This window comes from Halosolutus sp. DAT137 (assembly GCF_059736405.1).
Window position 1 is genome coordinate 199,261 of sequence record NZ_JCAQID010000003.1, and the last position, 16,615, is coordinate 215,875.

Consider the following 16,615-nt stretch of genomic DNA (forward strand, 5'->3'; position numbering starts at 1 on the left):
GAGGCTTTCGGCTCGCCCCGAACGGTTCCGAAAACCGGGCGACGGAGTGACCGAGTATTTGTACTGACCGACCGTATGCCGACGCATGTCCGACGGTCCACAGCACCGACTCGGAGAGTTGATGGAGCAGTCGAATCCGGCGTTCGAGAACGTGATGAGTTGCGTGTTCGGCATCGAGGACCACGAGACGCGGACGTATCTAGTCCTGTGTGAGTATCCCGGCAGTACGATCGCGGAACTCGCGGATATCCTCGACCGCGATCGGAGCACGGTCAATCGGGCGCTGTCGGCGCTGCAGGAGCGGGAACTCGTCCACCGGGAGCGCCGCTTGCTGGACGGCGGGGGATACGTCTACCAGTACACTGCGATCTCGCTGCCCGAAGCGAAAACGGTGCTCCACGAGGCACTGGACGCCTGGACGGAGACGGTACACGAGGTCATCGAGGAGTTCGACGGCGAACGGCGCGATCGACGCGGGGAATGAGCCTCGAATCGAACCCGCGACCTTTTTGTGCTGCCGGCCTTCTCGCCGGATAATGAGTCTCAGTCTCACTGCTGTGCAGCCGGACGTGCCGGACGACGCCGTCGACGGCGTCTGGCTCGAGTGTATCGAGTGCGGTGCCACGTACGCTCCCTTTGAGGAGGTACGCTACACCTGCGACGAAGACGACGGCTTACTTGAGGTGCGCTACGCCGACCTCCCGACGTTCGAGGACTTCGAGGGTCAGGGCGTCTGGCGCTACGCCGCCGCGCTCCCGTTCGAGGAAGGCGTGACGACCCAGGAGGGGGCGACGCCGCTGTACGAGGTGCCACGTCTCGAAGAAGACGTCGGTGTCGAGGCGCTGCGGATCAAACACGAGGGGATGAACCCGACCGGCTCGTTCAAAGACCGCGGGATGACCGTCGGCGTCAGGGTCGCACAAGAACTCGGCGTCGATCGGCTGGCGTGTGCCTCGACGGGCAACACCAGCGCTGCGCTGGCGGCCTACGGCTCCCGCGGCGGGATGGAGACGCTCGTGCTCCTTCCGGCGGGGAAAGTCGCCGCGGGCAAGATCGCCCAGGCGAGCCTCCACGGCGCGCGCATTCTCGAAGTCGACGGGAACTTCGACGCCTGTCTCGACATCGTACAGGAACTCGCGGCCGAAGGCGAGGCCTACCTGCTCAACTCGCTGAACCCGTTCCGACTGGAGGGCCAGAAGACGATCGGTCTCGAAATTCTCGAGGAGTTCCGCGACGATTACGGGGCGTTCCCCGACAGGATCGTCCTTCCGGTGGGCAACGCGGGCAACACCTCGGCGCTGTACAAGGCGTTTCGCGAACTCGTTCAGGCGGGTGCGCTCGACCCGAGCGAGGTGCCGAAGCTCACCGGCGTCCAGGCCGAGGGAGCCGCCCCGATGGTCGAGGCGATTGAGAACGGGGCCGACGAGGTCCGGCGCTGGGAGGACGTCGAGACGCGGGCGACCGCGATCCGCATCGGAAATCCGGTCAACGCCCCGAAAGCCTTGCCGGGCATTCGCGAGACCGGCGGCACGGCGATCGCGGTCTCCGACGAGGAGATCACCGACGCCCAGCGCGACCTTGCCGAAGAGGGAATCGGCGTCGAACCCGCCTCCGCGGCGTCCGTGGCGGGACTGCGTAAACTCCGCGCCACGGGAGTCGTCGACGACGACGAACGCGTCGCCTGCCTGACGACTGGCCATCTGCTCAAAGACCCCGACGCCGCCGCCGCTGCGGGCAGCGATCCGGAGCCGGTGCCGGCCGATACCGACGGCGTCATCGATCACCTGCAGGGGTAGGCCGGTCGCGATCGATCGTGATCGCGGGACATGACCTCCCTCACGTCCCGTCTGACGCCTGTCTGTCCCGTCTGACGCCCGACTGACTGACCTTTTTCACTCCGGACGGTGCCCCTTGGAGCATGTCCGCCGAGCAACGATCCGGCGATTCACTGTCCCGCCGACCGACCTCCAGAACCGACACCGAATCCGTCGCCTCGCGGGTCGACGTGCCGTCGATCGACCCGTCAGTAACCGACTCCCGAGACCCGCTCCCGGTCCGCGTCGAACGCGTTCGCTTGCGCATGCAGGTCGCCGCCCTCGAACGCGAACTCGTCGCCAGCGAGCGTCGCTGTCAGTCGATCGTCACTCAGTACGAACGCCTGCTCGCGGAACGATCGGAACCGAGCGTCACTCCTCCGCAACCGAGCGGAAGACTGGCCAACGTGGTACGTCGCCTGATTGCTGGCAGTCGATAGTATTTCGACATTGTGATCAGCGTACGTGGGACTCATCCCACCGATCGATTCGGTCCCACCCTCGTTATTTTAGTGATACCGATAGTTTAAATATGATCGTAGGGCCCAACTAAACTGGGAAGGAAAATTACCAATGGTTAGTGGGGACTTATCACGACTCTGCCCCGAGTGCGAGGGGAAAGTACGACGGGTGGATACGGAGGCTATCTGCGAGGAATGTGGACTCATCTGCGACGAAGACGCGATCGATCGCGGTCCCGAGTGGCGGTCGTTTAGCGACGGTGAGACCGACCCGCGGCGAACCGGGGCACCGCTGACGCGCTCCCGACACGATCGCGGGCTTTCGACGGAGATCGGCTACGGAACCGGCAGTGGTTTCAAATCGAAGACACGAATCACGGGACGAAAACGGCGCCAGATCGCCCGCCTCCGGCGGGAACACAATCGGGCGCGAATCTCGACGAAGGCCGATCGAAACCAGGCCTACGGCTTTACCGAGATCAAGCGCGTCACCGCCCGGCTGTCCCTTTCGGATTCGTTTCGCGAGCAGTCGTGTACACTGTTCAAGTCGGCCCAGTCAGAAGGACTGTTCCAGGGCCGCTCACTGGAGGGGTTCGCTGCCGCAGCGATCTACGCCACCTGTCGAACGCGATCGAACGCCCGGACGGTCGACGAGATTACCGCGGTCGCGCGTGCGGACGCCGACGAATTGAAGGCCGCCTACGACGCCCTAAACCGTGAACTGGGCCTACCAACCGGCCCGATCGATCCGTCGCAGTACCTGCCGCGCTACGCTTCGGAACTCGATCTGGGACGGGCCGTCGAGCGACGAGCCCAGGAGTATCTCGAGGCGTTGTTCGAGGCCCGCGCGATCGGCGGCCGCAATCCGAGCGGCGTCGCCGCGGGCTGTCTTTACCGGGCTGCACACGAGCGGGGTGCTGATCCGTCCGTGACGCAGGCCGACGCTGCTGCGGTTGCAGATGTCGCACCGGTGACGATTCGATCGACGGTTACGGCGATCAAAGAACTGTAACGCGGCGGTGTGGATTCTCCGTCGAACGAGGACTCACGATCGAGTAGCGACTCGACTCGCGATCGACCAGTCGACGCGAGCAGAAGGGAGGCGAGTATTCGACGATGGGGGCGGCCCTTACGTCGTTCGGAGATTGTCCGTACTCGGCTCGTAAACCTCGCCTTTTTGTTTGAGTTTCTCGATTTCGTGTTCGGCTTTCGACTGGTCCATGCCGATCTCTTCGGCCCGTTCCATGACGATGTCGATCGGCGCGCCCTCGTCGTACTCCTCTTCGATATCGGTGATGAGTCCTTTGAGGTTCTTGATCCGATCGCGCTGGGATTTCGAGGTGCCGGCTTCGACGATGTCCGCGTCGAACTCGCCCGTCTCGGGATCGACGCCGATGTCCTGCAGACAGGAACGAACGATCTCGATGACGCGGTTGGCGTCGTGTTCTTCGACCGTATCCGAGAGGCGGACCCGGGCGCTGGCCTCCGAGAGCCGCACCAGCGCCTCGAGCTTTCGGGCGGTGACGGGTATCGGGGCGTCCTCGTCGGTCCCTTTCGATCGGAGGTCGACGTAGAAGTCCCGGATCGCGTTCCGGGCAGCCTCGGTCATCCGCGGGTGGCAGTTCTGCTTCGAGAAGGCGATGTACTTGCGTAGCAGTTCGGCGTCGATCTCGGGGTCGACCTGATCGGTCATCTCCTCGATCTCCTCGGCGCCGACGTCGAGGGCGGGCATCTGCTCGCGCTGGGTCGTCAGTTCGCCGGCGTAGTTGGTCGTGATGATGTGCTCTGCGAGGTTGCGGTCTTTCTCCTCGTCGGGTTCGTCGGTGACCGTGAAGATGAGGTCGAACCGGCTGATGAGCGCCGGTTCGAGGTCGATCTGCTCGCTGATCGGTTCGTAGTGATCGAACCGGCCGTACTTGGGGTTCGCCGCGCCCAGCAGCGAACAGCGGGACTTGAGGGTGGCGTTGATGCCGGCCTTGGAGACGGAGATTTCCTGTTGCTCGAGAGCCTGGTGCATGGCGCTCCGGTCTTCCGATCGCATCTTATCGAGTTCGTCGACCGCAGCGATACCTTGGTCAGCAAGAACGAGCGCGCCCGCTTCGAGGGTCCACTGCTGTCCGTCGCCGAAGTCGTCGCGCACAGCGGCTGCGGTAAGCCCTGCCGAGGACGATCCTTTGCCAGAGGTGTAGACGGCCCGTGGAGCGATATTCTTGATATAGCTCAGCATCTGGGAGTTGTGGGAGATGACGCCGTTCGAGATGTAATTATGTGTCCCCTCGACTTCGAGGTCGTATACCCAGTCGTAGTCGGGTTCGAGTTCGTCGATTGACGCGATCCGATCGGTGTCGACGGTGGGTTCGATCGCGACTCCCCCATCGGCCAGTGCGCCGGTAGCGGGTGATGACTCGCCAGACGTGTTTCGAGCCGTCTCTGATACAGCGACTGTGTCTCCGACTCCAAGCTCGTCCGCACGGATCGCATGAACGCCTCCAATAGCTGGGACGAACAACGGATGTGACGGTGTAACTTCCAGTTCCCGCCCGCTCGAAGTCCGAATTCGATACATCCGATCGGGTGCCTCGCGTTTCCAGACTTTTGTTGCCCGCTGTGGTGCGATCGTACCGTTGTCCCGAAGTGACGGCACTTCGATATCAATCTCGTCCCACCACCCATCATCGATCGGTTTCGGGTCGTTGAGGTTCGATTCGACGAACTCGCGAATAGGAACATCTCGCCCGTCCGCGAGCGTAATCTTCGTATCTCCGTGAACGCATTTGCCAGTACCAGGGTCCCCGATCAGAAGCATATGCAAGTCCCCTCGAATCCGAGAGCCGTCGGGCAACTGCTTCGTGACGCCCGAAAACAGCTGGAGAATCATCGCGAGTTTCTCCTGATCGTAGCCGTAGATCGAGGGCGCGATCGAGGCGACCATCTGTTCGTAGACGTCGTCTTCGTTGGAGATTTCGTAGATCTGCTTTTTGTCCTCCTCGCTGATGTTCATATCCTCGAACTGCTCTTCGTCGATCTCGACCGACATCCCCTCCATGTAGAAATCGAAGACGGGGGACTTCTCGCCCTGATTTTCCTGCTGTTCGAGTCGGAGGACGCCCGTCGCGGAGACGTGGTCGCCCGGCGTGACTTCGCCGGTGATGTCGTCTTCGATGTGGACGTCGAGCGACTGGGGCGTCTCCCCGCCGCGCAGCCCTTCGGGGCTTTCCTGGACGCGGAGCTTCTGTGAGTCGACGAACTCCGACTGGTCGAAGTTCACCCGGAAGGGGCCCTGTCGCTCACAGCCCTGACACTCGTGGGGTTCCTGAAAGTCGCCGCTGGACTGCGGGACTCGAGAAAGGGTGCCACAGAGCTGACACTCGAAGGCGGCCTCCTCGATTTTCGGTCGGACGTCGGTGGCCTTCCGGACGATGCCCCGAACCTGGACGAGCGAGTTCATTTCCCGCGCGCGGATCTCCCGGATCTCGGGCGAGTCGGTGTCGGGAAGGTTCGTCACCCGGACGTGGGCCTGTCCGAGACTCACGTCGATCGGGAGGTCGTACAGGCGAAGCGCTTCTTCGGCGTAGCGCTGGAGCTGTTCGGGCTGGTTCAGAAAGTCGTCGGCCAGGTCGGGATCGAACCGGTAGAGATCCTGCCAGTCGACGTGGAGCGATCGCTGTTCGTTGGGGTACCGTTGGGCAAGCTGCTTGATCCCGTTGTCGTAGTAGTTCCGGAAGAACTGCTCGAACGCGTCGACGAGTTCAGAATTGCCCGCTTGCGCCATTGCACTGTTCTACGGCCCGCATCGGGTATAAATGGTGGCAAAGCGGACCGGAAGTGAGGGGGCCACGTCGAACGATTCGTACCGGCGAGCTGCGAGAGGGACTATCGTAGTTAATTACCGCTGATCGCCAGTGCCGAGCCGGCGATCGGCGGCATCATGCTACAAGAGCCCCTCTGACGCCGCGTCCCGTATTCCCTGCGGGGTTCGCGTGGCACCTCCTTCTTTCAGGTTCTCGCGTATGTATCTACAGCCAATGTGTTTTGGCTGCCCCGCGGCGGGACCGGGGACAGCGAGCCGGACCGAGACCGTTCGAGGCCCCGTTGCGGAACCAATAAGCGCCGGAGCGCTGATAGGATCGAGTGTGGACCGACGAACCGTTATCGCCGCCGTGGTTGCAGCCGTCGGCGTCCTGGCAGTCGCACTGGCAGCGGCCACGCTGCCATCGACCGTCGATCCGGACAGTAGCGTCGGCGTCGGTGGCAGCGGCGGCTCGGGTGACGGAACCGGCGGGCAGGCGCCGCCGCCAGCCGACAGACCGATCGACGCCGTCGAGATCCCGTTTTTGCACGAGCTTCTGGCAGTCGTGCTCATCGTTATCGCGATCGTCGTCCTCGCCTCCCTCCTCCGGAACTGGCGAGATTTCGTCCCCACGCTCGTCGCCGTCGCCGTTTGTACCGCGTTGCTGGTGATCGTGATGGCCCTCGTTTCGGATTCGATTCCGATCGGCGGTGAGGCGATGCCGGCGCCGATGGGCGATGGTGGATTCGACGAGGGTAGCGGCGGGGGAGTCGGCACTGGCGACACGATCCCGGTTCCGCCGGCCGTTCTCTTTGTGTTCACGGTCGCCCTTCTCGGCGTCCTCCTCGTCCTCGCTCGCTCGTCGAGTGTGCGACTGGGTGCGAGCGCGGGTGAGAGTGACGCTGATGCGGAATCCGACGGGATCGACGAGACGGAATCGATCGGCCGCGCGGCAGGTCGGGCGGCCGACCGGATCGAAGCCGGCGACGATGCCGACAACGACGTCGTCCGCGCCTGGCAGGACATGACCGATCGTCTCGACGTGACCCGGCCGGAGACCACCACGCCGCGTGAGTTCGCCGCCGCTGCCGTCGACGCGGGGATGGACCCCGAGGACGTGCGAGAACTCACGCGGCTGTTCGAGGACGTTCGATACGGGGCGTACACACCGACCGAGAATCGGGAACGCCGCGCCGTTCGGGTATTCCGACGAATCGAACGGACGTACGGGGCTGGGGACGAATGACTGCACGAACCCGCCTGGTCGTCGTCGGTCTCGCCCTCTTTGCCCTCGCGATCGGTGCGATGGTGATTCCCGGCGCGCTTTCGGTTCCGGTCGGGGAGTTCGCCGTCTACCTCGTCGGTGGACTGGTGCTCTGCTATGCCTACTTCGTCCGGAAATCGAGCGACGAAACCGGTTTCGTCCAGGCATCGACGCCCGACCCGGAGACGACGGTTCGGACGCCGACTCCCGGTGACGATTTGGGCGCGACGCTCAGGCAGTTTCTCGACGGCAGATCGGTCTATTCACGACCCCGGACCAGAAGGGGGTTGCGAGCCGCAGTGATCGCGGTGCTTACCCGGTACGAAAACTGCTCACCCGAAGACGCGCGCAAACGACTCGAACGCGGAACGTGGACGGACGATCCACACGCCAGCGCGTTTCTCAGCGACACCGACGCCCGCTCCCGTCAGCTTCCCAGCCGCGTTCGCGACCGACTGCCGCTCGAATCGCGATACGGGCGCGGGATCCGTCAGACCGTCGACGCGATCGCGGAGGTTGCGGGCGTCCAGTTTCTCACCCGAGCGAGCGACGAGACGATCCGACAGCGGGTTCGATCAGCGATCGGGCGGTCTGCGTCGAATCGAACGACGCGAACGACGAGAGGTGGAGTCGGGGCGCGACGATCGACGAACGGGGCGGACCGACGAGAACCGACTCCGGCGTCGACCGATTCGGGGCGGCCCGGGGGTGAGGAGAGCCGGGGGTCATCGCTCGGGGTTCGACGAGAGACGCGCCACTGGGGCGGTGTCAGCCTCGTCGCGTTCGTCGCCCTCGGCGTCGGGTTGCTCGCCGAGCAGCCGGCCGTTCTCCTCGCGTCGATCGTCGGCATCGGCTACGCCGCCTACGCTCGCTCGTTCCCGCTCGAACCCGCCGGTCTCTCCCTCGAGCGATCGATCGACGCCGACGATCCCGACCCCGGCGAGGAGATCGAGGTGACGGTAACGGTCACGAACGACTCGTCCCGGTTCGTGCCCGATCTGCGCGTGGTCGACGGCGTGCCGGAGACGCTGTCCGTCGTCGGCGGCTCGCCCCGATGTGGCACCGCGCTACGTGCGGGCGAGTCGGTCTCGTTTTCGTACACGATCGCGGCCCGACGGGGGCGACACGAGTTTCAGCCGGCACTCGCCATCGAACGAAATCTTCCGAACGCGACCGAACAGGAGCAGTTTCTCGCGGCGCAGTCGACGCTCGCTTGCGTTCCATCGCTGCAACCGACTCGAGAGCGGATTCCCCTTCGCGCTCAGGCGAGCCAGTATACCGGTGCCGTCGAGACGGACGCGGGCGGAGCGGGGATCGAGTTCCACAGCATTCGGCAGTTCCAGCCTGGCGACCCACTGGGTCAGATCGACTGGCGTCATCAGGCCCGAACGGGCGAGCTCGCCACGCTGGAGTTTCGTCAGGAACGGGCGGCGATCGTCGTGCTGGTCGTCGACGTGCAATCCTCGGCGTACGTCTCACCGCCGGGTGGGGACCACGCCGTCGATCGATCGGTCGAGGCCGCACGGCGCGTCTTCGCTCGGCTGGTAGACGACGGCCACCGCGTTGGGATCGCAACGATGGGGTCGATAGACTGCTGGTTACCGCCTGCTTCCGGACGGGAGCATCGAGCCCGCGGTCGGACGCTCCTCGCGACCGACCCCGCGTTTTCTACCGTCCCCGACGTTGCCGACGGCGTGTCGTTCGGCTGGAAACGACGGCTCCGCCGGCGGCTTCCCGACGCCGCACAGCTGATCGTCTTCTCGCCGCTGTGCGATCGATCGACGGTGCGGAGCCTCCGGCAGTTCGAGGCTCGGGGACACGCGACCACGGTTATCAGTCCCGATCCGACGGCCGATCGAACGCCTGGCCAGCGGCTCATGCGCGTCTACCGAACGGTGGCCACGACGGATCTCCGGCAGGCGGGTATCCCGGTCGTCGACTGGCCGGCCGAGGCGTCCATCGACGAGGTGCTGGCGACGGCACGTGAGCGGCGATGACGATCGATCGATCGCCAACGATTTTGAGCAGCGTCGCCGCGGGTATCGTGGCCAGCAGCGCGTCGATCTCGATCGGACTCTACTCGTGGTACGCACTCGGAATCGGGGCGCTTGCCGTCGCGATTCTTCTCGGCGGCCTCGTCGGACGGAGCCGGTCTGCGGTCACACTCGGGGGTGCAGGACTGTTCGCGGGCGCGATCGTCGCCGGCGTCGAGGGAGCATCCGTCTGGGCGGTGCTCCTCGGTGTCACCGGTGCCGTCCTGGCGTGGGATTTCGGGACCACGGCGATCAGTCTCGGCCGCCAGCTCGGTCGCGCGGCCTCGACGCGGCGACTCGAAGTGGTCCACATCGTCGCGAGTTCGGGCGTCGGCCTTCTCACGGTGGCGATCGGCGGCGTGCTCTATACGAGCGCGACCGGCGGACAGCCGCTATCGGCGCTTCTGTTGTTGATCCTCGCGACTGTCGTCCTCCTCACCGCGATCGTTCACGGTGACGATCGATGACGCTGGTCGACGGTCACTCAACCGTCGGAACGGGCGTCTTCGAGAGCACGTCGTCGACGATCGTCTCGGGTTCGACACCGTCGACCGCGGCGTCCGCGGTCAGGACGAGTCGGTGGGCGAGTACGGGCGCGGCGACGGCTTTTACGGTGTCGGGCGTCGCGTACTCGCGACCCTCGATGACGGCTCGCGCGCGAGCCGCCTCGAACAGCCGCTGTGAGCCCCGCGGCGAGACGCCGACGGCGACGCGGCGGTCCGATCGCGTGGCCCGCGTCAGTTCGAGCAGGTAGTCGACGAGGTCGTCGTGGACGCGCACCGTCTCGGGGACCTCCTGCAGCCTCCGCACCCGGTCGGCAGTGAGCGTCCCCTCGACGGACGGACTTCGATCGTGTCGGTTCGCACGACGTTGCAGGAGCGATCGCTCACCCTCGAAATTCGGGTAGCCGATGCTCGTTTTCACCATGAAGCGATCGACCTGCGCCTCCGGCAACTGGAAGGTCCCCTCGTGTTCGATCGGATTCTGCGTCGCGATGACGACGAAGGGGTCGGGCAGCGATCGCGTCTCGCCGGCGACGGTCACCTGTCGTTCTTCCATCGCCTCGAGTAACGCGGCCTGGGTCTTCGGCGGCGCGCGGTTGATCTCGTCGGCGAGGACGACGTTGCTGAAGATCGGTCCCGCCTGAAAGTCGAACTCACGCGTTCGCTCGTTGAAAATGTGGCTTCCGGTGACGTCGCCGGGGAGCAGATCCGGGGTGAACTGAACCCGGGAAAACGACAGCCCCAGTGCCGTCGCCATGCTCCGTGCAGTGAGCGTCTTCCCCGTTCCGGGAACGTCCTCGAGCAACACGTGGCCGCGAGCGAGCACGCCCAGCAGGATCGTCTCGAGGAACCGCCGATCGCTGACGACCGTCTCCTCGATCGTCTCGATGACCGCCGCGCAGTCGTCGGCGGCCGCGTCGATGTCCATACGCCGTGTAGAATGGCCGGCCAGACAGACCTATCGGTCTCTGGCTGGGTTCGTCTGGCGGCCCGTCGCGCGCTCGGGCACCTGGCGATCGAACCCGCCCACAGTGACCGGATCTCGGTCGGAACCGTCCCGAACCGTACGACGGCGTCTGACGGTCGTCTGCCATGCGTCAGTGGACGACCACATACTTTTATCTATACGGTTCTGGCAGCGACAGGTATGGAACGTGGGCAGCCGACCAGTCTGGCAGTCGTCGAACGGATCGCCGACCACGAGGACGTTTCACCTCTCGATCTTCAGCCGGCGCTACACACCGTGATCGACACCGAGGCCCTCGACGAACTGTTCGATCACTCCGAGGGTGATCGGACGCATCTCTCCGTCGAATTCCCGTATCAGAACTACACCGTTCGCGTCCAGGGTGACGGCGAGATCACGATTTTCGACGCCGATCAGCAGGCGCAGTCCAGGCGAGAAGTCGCCTGAGGGGGCGATCGGGAAGAAAGTGCCGCGCGCGTAATGGGTTCGATCGGCGCGAATCGATCGAATCACTTCGTGACAGTCTGTGAGAAGCGGAGCGAAGAAGTGCCGGTTCACATTCGGGCGAGCTGGCACGACGCGAGATTGCAGACCGGGACGCCCGCCGAGATCAAATCGACGACGTATGACTTGGACTTCAATCTCGGGGGCGAACGAGTAAACCCCGAAGGAAGTCAATTTGAATATTGTGACGGTACTGAGATAACATCATCGTCACCGTAACGGTTGGAGCGGGAGGAGGATGGTATATTCTCAGCTTGGAACGATACCTTCCGGCGATGGCGGTGGGGAAGAATGGACCTCATAGCGCGATGTTTGGACTAGCGACATCGTTTCTACGGTGATAATCAGCAAGTGCAACTGCCAGGTGAAGGCAGAGAGCGACGAAGACGTGTGCTTTGACCCTTACTCGACCTCGAACCCTCGGGGTTCCGAGGCCGAGATCCTTGCAGACTTCGATCGCTGTTTCTACTTGTGGGCGGCGTGAGTACGTCCCATCGAGTTGTTTCTGCCAGAGACGAACCGTGTCGCTATGTCCTTTGATTCGCTCTTCAATACGATGCTGGTCTTGGACACATCAGATTCGTCCTACCACTTCCTTGTGAAGACTTCTGCCCTACCGCCCTACAGGACCATTGAATACTTTCGATTAAAAGGAGCGAATGAGTATTTTCTATAATGTTTATGTACTGTCGGTTTGGAATGGTCTCTTATGAAACAATTCGGCGGTTATCAGACAAATTTGTGGCCCGGTGTTGTCGCCGGTGTTCTTGCGTTCGTGACTGGATACCTTTTGACTCGTCATATGGTACTCCTCGGTCAAGTTCCGTCAACCGAAGTCGGAGCAGAGGATTCAGTCGTATCCGGTTGGTTTTTCTATAATGCTCACACCGTCCCGTTAACGGAATCTGTGTCCTTGTTTGGAGAGACGATGGCAGCATCAGGGCTTGATTTACTTGGTCAAGACAGTATTTCAGAGTACTTGGACTTTCTGTATGTGATTCCCCCGATCGTTCTATTTATTTTTGGTATACTCTCGGCTGCATCTTGGGGACAAACAAGAACATTGTCCTTCGCGTTTCTTAACGGTGCGTCTATTATCACCGGCTATCTCGCCGCTGTTTTAGTTGGCGTGTTCTTCTTTTCGGAATCGGCTACCGTATTCGGTGGGTCGGGTACCGTTCGTCCGGACATTGTCCATTCATTTGTCGTCGCAGGTGTAGTGTACCCACTAATTTTTGGCGGTTTAGGTGGGATTGCATACTTCTTTTCCCAAGGATCTATTCGGTTCCAACCACACTAATTCAGAGAATCACCGTCAACTAGCGCGGCGCACACTCTATGCACCGAAGATTACTCGCCCCCGCTTAGGGACAAAGAATGAATTAGCCACGCTGAAATACAGACTTTAACCGAGCAATCAAACCTAAGGATTCTGCGTCTTCGGCGGATGACACATCTGAACCTGTCCCATAGTTGTTTATTGATCCGTCAACCTGGACATCAGGGCTTCGTGAATCTATTCTCTGGTTCTGATAACGACACTCAAGACAGAGGTTGTATTCTGATATCGTATAGTTTGAACATTCTTCGCATTGGCTTTTTTCTTGTCGATCTACCTGTGTTTGAAGACAATCTTCGCAGAATTCTTCTCCAAAAATAATTGGTGCAGACTGGCACCTCGAACAGCGCGTCTTTTGGTCCGGTCCTTTCGCTGAGATACCGAATTCTTCTCTGAAGTCGGGGCCGAGCGTATTGGTTTTTGACAATGAAGGACAGTTATGGCGTTCTGGAAGCCGATGAGTGGAACAGTAATTAAATCCGCAGTATGAACACGAATTCTGGATCGTACTATCCCCAGAACATCCCGAAAAGTCACATTCCCCCATCTGTTAATCCTATGAGGGTATTTAGGAATAATGAACTTATCGGAAAACGAGGCAGCCGAATTCAAACGCTGATGAAACTATCAACTACCGTTTCGTGTGTTTCAACTGAGACCCGCGTGCGGAGGTGGTTGGGGATGGTACGATTTTTCACACTATCGCCTTACCGACTCCCGGAAAGGAGGTTTTTACACAAGGGTCGACACGACCTCGCAGACGTTGCGGCACGATCGCGGTGCCGACCCCGGTCCCGATCCACCGACTATAACCAGAGTTGTACAGTCACTGCTATAGAACAAACATAATTACCGAAATAAAGTGCGAAAAACAGCATAGCCGCTCTCGAGGCTGCTTCACCGATCGTCCCAACGAATTCGACCCCGGGGCCGTCGGCCGCTGGTTCTGCGTCGCCGCTGTCAGTCACCCCTCAGTTTCGATCTCAGCGCTCTCGATGTCGACCTCTTCGTCGGGGACGATCGACCCCTCGAACTCGTACGTGGCCTCGTAGCCGTTGGTCAGTGCGAATGCCTCTTGGACCTCGATCGTCCAGTGGGTGATACGCTCGAGATCGTCTCGTTCCACGTCGAGCAATCCGCGGTCATCACCCGTCTCGACACCGGGTGAGACATCACTGAGATACATACTGATGTCCTCGAGTCGACTATCGTCCTCGAAAAATTCGACCGTCACCTCGATCGAGAGTTCTTCCTCGGTGTTGTTGCGAACTCCCACCTCGATTTCAGGACTGCCGAAATCGTCAATTGTCCACTCGACGTGTTCGAGCGCAATCGGTTCCGCATCCTCGTCTACTTCGTCAACTTCTTCCGTTTCCTCTGGGACGGTAGCCTCCTCGATGTCGATGTCCTCGTCGAGACTGATTGGGCCTTCGAACTCGTATGTGAGGTCGTAGTCGTCGAACAGTACGATCTCCTCGACGGAAACCGTCCAGTGGGTGACGCGCTCGAGGTCCGCCTCTTCTATACCAATGAACCCCCGATTATCACTCGCTTCGATGTCGGCCGGCACGTCACTGAAGTACAGACTGATATCTTCGAGTCGACTATCGTCCTCGAAGAGTTCGACCGTCACCTCGACTGAAATTTCCTCGTCCGTGTTGTTGCGGATGGTCATCCCGACTTCGGGGTCGCCCAGATCTCCGGTCGTCCACTCGACAGCGACGAGTTCGATCGGTTCTGGATCTTCCTGTTCTTCTTGTCGGCCGACGACGGTCCCTGTGGCAACGATTCCCCCGATGCTTGCAAGTACTACTCGCCGTGTCAGGTTGTCGAATCCTTCCATGCAAACTCGTCTCACACCAATTACTGACAAATAACTTTCAGTGGCGGGATAGCGCCGTATCAATACCGGCACAGCACGGTAGCTGACACGGTACACCTCCTAACGCCGTGTCTGGGACAGAGTCGATCGTCGGTATAAATAAGACAGCTACAATAGTCGACGGACGACGGTTCCATCTTGACAGCACGTCTCACTGTAACTATCCTCGATCGGAAGGACCGGATTCGGTCACGATACTATCTGTTCTCTCAAAATTCCGTATACGAGGATCGCCCGAATTCGAACCACGCCGAGACGTGCTCACGTCGTTTCACGCGCCTGGTCTGATTCGAATCCGCGCTTTTCCAGTTGCTGTCGCTCACGAATTTGCTCGCGGCAGTAATATGGGATCGCCCGGATCCGAGACGGCACGCTCGAGGTCGTCGGCAGCGGTAGCCAGCGCTGGCGTGCGGTCGAACTCGCCTTCACCCGAGACGCGATCCTGTGGGGGATGGACAGCGCCTACGCGGAGGCGAATCGGATTTTCAAACTCCCGCGCAGCGAACTCGAAACGAACTCGCCGTCTCCCACCACGGTTCACACCGTCGATAGCTCGGTCTACTACAGCACGATGCTCACCGTCGACGGTGATCGCTGGGTCGTCTTCTCGACGGCGATGGAGGCCGGGGCCGACAGCACCGGCCCCGCGGCGCAATCCGCCGAGTCCGGCCCGGCCGTCGTCGTCGCGTCTTCCTCGGCAACGAACTACACCGACTGGCACGAACTCGCCTCCTACCGCCGACGAGAAGCGATAAGCGATCGCGTCAATCCGGGCGGAATCCTGCCGAGATCGAACGCCTACGTCTTTCTCGCGACTCGCAACCGAGAGACGCTGCTGATGAATCCGTACAACACGGCGACCGAGGACGGCCGCATCGTCGCGATCGGACCGACCCAGTTCGGTCGGCTGGAGGACACGGCGGCGCGCCGCCCCGCCTTAGACGGTCACTGGGCCTGACTCGGTTTTTTGCGTCGATTCCGTCATCGTCGCGAGAATGCGGTCCCAGTCTTCGCTCGCCCGTTCGGGGGCGAACTCGGTGCGAACGTCGACTGCGGCGGTGGCGAGGGCGCGTCGGTGCTGTCGATCGCGGTACAGTCGTTCCATCGCCGTCGCGAACCGATCGCTGGTGCGGTCGGTCAGCAGAACTCCGTTTTTCCCGTTCTCGATCACGTCGGGGATCGACCCCACGGCGGAGGCGATGCAGGCCAGGCCGGTCGCCATCGCTTCGATCAGCGAGAGCGGCATCGCGTCACGCGAAGACGTGAGAACGAGGATCGAAGACGAGGCGTAGTAGTCGATCGGGTCGTCGACCCATCCGGGCCGATCGATCGACGCCTCGAGTCCGTACTGGTCGATCGCCGCGTCGACGTCGTCTTCGAGCGGGCCGGCTCCGACCATCGCCGCCCGAACGTCGATCCCCCTCGCGTCGAGTTGCGCGATCGCGTCGACGAACAAGAGGGGGTCTTTCTCTTCGTTGAATCGGCCGAGCCAGAGGAAGTCGTACTCGATCTCCGGGGCCGCGGTGGGTTCGTACGTGTCCACGTCGATCGTGTTCGTCAGAATCTCGATTCGGTCACGACCGACGCCCATCCCCGCGAGTTCGATCGCGTGGGTTTGTCCCGGAACTGAGACGACGTCGAAGTGTCGAAACGCCTCACGAACGAGGCCGCCGTACCAGGCGTGGGCGTGGTGGTCGATGTCGATTCCGATGATGCCGAGATGAGCGGGAATGCCGTAGACGTACCGGAGCAGTAGCGCGTAGAGGCCGTACGGAAACAGCGAAATCGAGACGACGGCGTCGTACTCCTCGCGGCGCGCTTCGAGCAGTGCGTAGACGAACAGAACGGCGATTCCGACGAGACGGTGGCCGAACGTCGGTACCGGCCGGTACCGTACCCCCTCCAGGCTCCGATCGGGCTCGAAACACAGGATCGTCGTCTCCCCGGCGACTTCGACGAGCGGTCCGTAATGGTCCTCCAGTTTCCGCGACAATCCGGTCACAACCAGCACGTTCGTATCGTTTCCCATCCCTGACGTGTCCCTCTCGATCGCAGTTC

The 16,615-nt window shown here is 61.8% G+C and carries 16 protein-coding genes; 11 read left to right on the forward strand and 5 right to left on the reverse strand.

Annotated elements, in window-relative coordinates; all coding sequences use genetic code 11:
• Positions 1 to 85: 85 nt before the first annotated feature.
• From AC6I6L_RS08385 to AC6I6L_RS08400, 4 genes are all read left to right on the forward strand, one after another.
• A complete protein-coding gene (locus tag AC6I6L_RS08385) occupies positions 86 to 484 on the forward strand; it encodes a helix-turn-helix domain-containing protein (RefSeq protein ID WP_497917294.1) in 399 nt (132 codons plus the stop codon).
• 52 nt (positions 485 to 536) lie between these two features.
• Positions 537 to 1,796 carry a threonine synthase gene (gene thrC / locus AC6I6L_RS08390; RefSeq protein ID WP_497917295.1) on the forward strand — a complete coding sequence of 420 codons (1,260 nt, stop codon included), beginning with the start codon at positions 537 to 539 and terminating at the stop codon, positions 1,794 to 1,796.
• A 122-nt stretch (positions 1,797 to 1,918) separates the two neighbouring features.
• Entirely contained in the window at positions 1,919 to 2,254 is a 336-nt protein-coding gene (locus tag AC6I6L_RS08395; RefSeq protein ID WP_497917296.1) for a hypothetical protein, read from the forward strand.
• Between the two features lie 133 nt (positions 2,255 to 2,387).
• Complete coding sequence (locus AC6I6L_RS08400) at positions 2,388 to 3,287, forward strand: transcription initiation factor IIB (protein ID WP_497917297.1); 900 nt, start codon at positions 2,388 to 2,390, stop codon at positions 3,285 to 3,287.
• A 117-nt stretch (positions 3,288 to 3,404) separates the two neighbouring features.
• Here AC6I6L_RS08400 and AC6I6L_RS08405 read toward each other — a convergent pair whose 3' ends face one another.
• Positions 3,405 to 6,047, reverse strand: coding sequence for an ATP-binding protein (locus tag AC6I6L_RS08405; protein ID WP_497917298.1), 2,643 nt, complete (start codon positions 6,045 to 6,047; stop codon positions 3,405 to 3,407).
• 361 nt (positions 6,048 to 6,408) lie between these two features.
• Between AC6I6L_RS08405 and AC6I6L_RS08410 the strand changes: the two genes are divergently transcribed.
• Genes AC6I6L_RS08410 through AC6I6L_RS08420 form a run of 3 tightly spaced genes read left to right on the forward strand, consistent with a single transcriptional unit; the run spans position 6,409 to position 9,829 of the window.
• The gene (locus tag AC6I6L_RS08410; protein ID WP_497917299.1) at positions 6,409 to 7,311 is read left to right on the forward strand and encodes a DUF4129 domain-containing protein; all 903 of its coding nucleotides are present in this window, start codon (positions 6,409 to 6,411) and stop codon (positions 7,309 to 7,311) included.
• Positions 7,308 to 9,326: a DUF58 domain-containing protein gene (locus AC6I6L_RS08415; protein ID WP_497917300.1), complete on the forward strand. Its 2,019-nt coding sequence runs from the start codon at positions 7,308 to 7,310 to the stop codon at positions 9,324 to 9,326. The genes AC6I6L_RS08410 and AC6I6L_RS08415 overlap by 4 nt, the downstream gene beginning before the upstream one ends.
• Positions 9,323 to 9,829, forward strand: coding sequence for a DUF7519 family protein (locus tag AC6I6L_RS08420; RefSeq protein ID WP_497917301.1), 507 nt, complete (start codon positions 9,323 to 9,325; stop codon positions 9,827 to 9,829). Before AC6I6L_RS08415 ends, AC6I6L_RS08420 begins: the two co-directional genes overlap by 4 nt.
• Positions 9,830 to 9,842: 13 nt before the next feature.
• Here the strand turns inward: AC6I6L_RS08420 and AC6I6L_RS08425 are convergent, their stop codons facing one another.
• On the reverse strand, positions 9,843 to 10,793 hold the full coding sequence (locus tag AC6I6L_RS08425; RefSeq protein WP_497917302.1) for an AAA family ATPase: 951 nt from the start codon (positions 10,791 to 10,793) through the stop codon (positions 9,843 to 9,845).
• A 219-nt stretch (positions 10,794 to 11,012) separates the two neighbouring features.
• Between AC6I6L_RS08425 and ddfA the strand changes: the two genes are divergently transcribed.
• From ddfA to AC6I6L_RS08440, 3 genes are all read left to right on the forward strand, one after another.
• The gene (gene ddfA, locus AC6I6L_RS08430) at positions 11,013 to 11,279 is read left to right on the forward strand and encodes a DdfA family disk-determining factor (RefSeq protein WP_497917303.1); all 267 of its coding nucleotides are present in this window, start codon (positions 11,013 to 11,015) and stop codon (positions 11,277 to 11,279) included.
• 33 nt (positions 11,280 to 11,312) lie between these two features.
• On the forward strand, positions 11,313 to 11,555 hold the full coding sequence (locus AC6I6L_RS08435) for a PD-(D/E)XK family putative nuclease (protein ID WP_497917304.1): 243 nt from the start codon (positions 11,313 to 11,315) through the stop codon (positions 11,553 to 11,555).
• A gap of 490 nt (positions 11,556 to 12,045) precedes the next feature.
• Complete coding sequence (locus tag AC6I6L_RS08440; RefSeq protein WP_497917305.1) at positions 12,046 to 12,636, forward strand: DUF7978 family protein; 591 nt, start codon at positions 12,046 to 12,048, stop codon at positions 12,634 to 12,636.
• An 82-nt stretch (positions 12,637 to 12,718) separates the two neighbouring features.
• Here AC6I6L_RS08440 and AC6I6L_RS08445 read toward each other — a convergent pair whose 3' ends face one another.
• Positions 12,719 to 13,222 carry an AN1-type zinc finger domain-containing protein gene (locus AC6I6L_RS08445; protein WP_497917306.1) on the reverse strand — a complete coding sequence of 168 codons (504 nt, stop codon included), beginning with the start codon at positions 13,220 to 13,222 and terminating at the stop codon, positions 12,719 to 12,721.
• A 417-nt stretch (positions 13,223 to 13,639) separates the two neighbouring features.
• Positions 13,640 to 14,518, reverse strand: coding sequence for a hypothetical protein (locus tag AC6I6L_RS08450; RefSeq protein WP_497917307.1), 879 nt, complete (start codon positions 14,516 to 14,518; stop codon positions 13,640 to 13,642).
• A 490-nt stretch (positions 14,519 to 15,008) separates the two neighbouring features.
• On the opposite strand from AC6I6L_RS08450, the gene AC6I6L_RS08455 reads away from it, so the two are divergent.
• Positions 15,009 to 15,515: a hypothetical protein gene (locus tag AC6I6L_RS08455; protein WP_497917308.1), complete on the forward strand. Its 507-nt coding sequence runs from the start codon at positions 15,009 to 15,011 to the stop codon at positions 15,513 to 15,515.
• Here the strand turns inward: AC6I6L_RS08455 and AC6I6L_RS08460 are convergent.
• Complete coding sequence (locus tag AC6I6L_RS08460; protein ID WP_497917309.1) at positions 15,495 to 16,586, reverse strand: glycosyltransferase; 1,092 nt, start codon at positions 16,584 to 16,586, stop codon at positions 15,495 to 15,497. The genes AC6I6L_RS08455 and AC6I6L_RS08460 overlap by 21 nt on opposite strands.
• Between the last annotated feature and the right edge of the window lie 29 nt (positions 16,587 to 16,615).

What these genes read in the sequence shown, in the direction of transcription:
- AC6I6L_RS08385 (WP_497917294.1), top strand. Translation starts at nt 86, where the DNA reads ATGTCCGACGGTCCACAGCACCGACTCGGAGAGTTGATGGAGCAGTCG.
- thrC (WP_497917295.1), top strand. Translation starts at nt 537, where the DNA reads ATGAGTCTCAGTCTCACTGCTGTGCAGCCGGACGTGCCGGACGACGCC.
- AC6I6L_RS08395 (WP_497917296.1), top strand. Translation starts at nt 1,919, where the DNA reads ATGTCCGCCGAGCAACGATCCGGCGATTCACTGTCCCGCCGACCGACC.
- AC6I6L_RS08400 (WP_497917297.1), top strand. Translation starts at nt 2,388, where the DNA reads ATGGTTAGTGGGGACTTATCACGACTCTGCCCCGAGTGCGAGGGGAAA.
- AC6I6L_RS08405 (WP_497917298.1), bottom strand. Translation starts at nt 6,047, where the DNA reads ATGGCGCAAGCGGGCAATTCTGAACTCGTCGACGCGTTCGAGCAGTTC.
- AC6I6L_RS08415 (WP_497917300.1), top strand. Translation starts at nt 7,308, where the DNA reads ATGACTGCACGAACCCGCCTGGTCGTCGTCGGTCTCGCCCTCTTTGCC.
- AC6I6L_RS08420 (WP_497917301.1), top strand. Translation starts at nt 9,323, where the DNA reads ATGACGATCGATCGATCGCCAACGATTTTGAGCAGCGTCGCCGCGGGT.
- AC6I6L_RS08425 (WP_497917302.1), bottom strand. Translation starts at nt 10,793, where the DNA reads ATGGACATCGACGCGGCCGCCGACGACTGCGCGGCGGTCATCGAGACG.
- ddfA (WP_497917303.1), top strand. Translation starts at nt 11,013, where the DNA reads ATGGAACGTGGGCAGCCGACCAGTCTGGCAGTCGTCGAACGGATCGCC.
- AC6I6L_RS08435 (WP_497917304.1), top strand. Translation starts at nt 11,313, where the DNA reads ATGGGTTCGATCGGCGCGAATCGATCGAATCACTTCGTGACAGTCTGT.
- AC6I6L_RS08440 (WP_497917305.1), top strand. Translation starts at nt 12,046, where the DNA reads ATGAAACAATTCGGCGGTTATCAGACAAATTTGTGGCCCGGTGTTGTC.
- AC6I6L_RS08445 (WP_497917306.1), bottom strand. Translation starts at nt 13,222, where the DNA reads ATGGGGGAATGTGACTTTTCGGGATGTTCTGGGGATAGTACGATCCAG.
- AC6I6L_RS08450 (WP_497917307.1), bottom strand. Translation starts at nt 14,518, where the DNA reads ATGGAAGGATTCGACAACCTGACACGGCGAGTAGTACTTGCAAGCATC.
- AC6I6L_RS08455 (WP_497917308.1), top strand. Translation starts at nt 15,009, where the DNA reads ATGGACAGCGCCTACGCGGAGGCGAATCGGATTTTCAAACTCCCGCGC.
- AC6I6L_RS08460 (WP_497917309.1), bottom strand. Translation starts at nt 16,586, where the DNA reads ATGGGAAACGATACGAACGTGCTGGTTGTGACCGGATTGTCGCGGAAA.